This is a genomic window from Okeania hirsuta (genome assembly GCF_003838195.1).
Lineage (GTDB): Bacteria > Cyanobacteriota > Cyanobacteriia > Cyanobacteriales > Microcoleaceae > Okeania > Okeania hirsuta.
In genome coordinates this window covers 1-894 of record NZ_RCBY01000634.1, presented here as the reverse complement: position 1 = coordinate 894, position 894 = coordinate 1, and the positions used below count along the sequence as shown (strand labels likewise).

At 36.5% G+C, this 894-nt stretch carries 1 protein-coding gene and 1 pseudogene; one reads left to right on the top strand and one right to left on the bottom strand.

Annotated features, from left to right (window positions below; translation table 11 throughout):
* Positions 1-49 precede the first annotated feature (49 nt).
* Positions 50-472 carry an IS200/IS605 family transposase gene (tnpA, locus tag D5R40_RS33365; RefSeq protein ID WP_192901108.1) on the bottom strand — a complete coding sequence of 141 codons (423 nt, stop codon included), beginning with the start codon at positions 470-472 and terminating at the stop codon, positions 50-52.
* A 74-nt stretch (positions 473-546) separates the two neighbouring features.
* Here tnpA and D5R40_RS33360 point away from each other — a divergent pair.
* Positions 547-894 (top strand): annotated as a pseudogene (locus D5R40_RS33360) (hypothetical protein); the annotation flags it as partial.

The window sequence follows — 894 nt, the reverse complement described above, 5'->3', positions numbered from 1 at the left end:
GTGGGGCGGAAAGCACCCCCTTACATAAATAAATGTTGATCCGCTTCGATCAAGATGTTTGTCTACCTCCCGACTGATTTTTGATGTAATCTTTGACTATTTCCAAGGGTGCGCCACCACAGGAAACTATACATTTTGAGTCATGCCATAATTTAGCTTTTCCCCAGTAAAATTGGTTGATTTCTTGAGCATATTTTCGTCTAATAATTCTGCTGGTAGCAGACTTTAGAGATGATATTAACTGGGAAATATTATTGTCTGGATGTAGCTGAATCAATATGTGTACATGGTCTGGCTCACCTTCAAACTCTTCTAAGGAACAGCGTTTAGCAGTTAAAACTTTTTCTATGATTTCCCTCATATCTTTAATCATGTTTGTAGTCAATACTTTTTTTCTATATTGAGTCACGAAACATATATGCAGGTGAATGTCATAGACTACATGAGAACCACGGTTTAATTCTTTTTCCATAATTTCTACTCATTTTTATTTTTGGTGTTAAGATAATTATATCGACTCAAACTTTATCTAGAGGTGATAGTTCTATGGCCAATAGAAGATTGACTTTTCGACTGTATCCGACAAAAGTACAGAAAGAAAAACTATTTTTAGTCAGAAAACTACACCAGCTTTTGTATAACGCTGGTGTCGCTCATAGGCGTTTTGAGTGGAGAAAAAATCGCTCAAATGTAGACTATTTCACTCAGCAAAACGCATTACCAGGTTTTAGACAGCAGTGGTCCGATTATCAACAGCTTAATTTAAGTTCATTGCAAGCAACAGTCAAGCGTGTTGACTTAGCTTATAATGCTTTTTTTAAAGGAATCAGGAAACGCCCAAAGTTTAAGTCAATTAGGAATTACTCCGGTTGGACTTACCCAGATGGTCGTCAA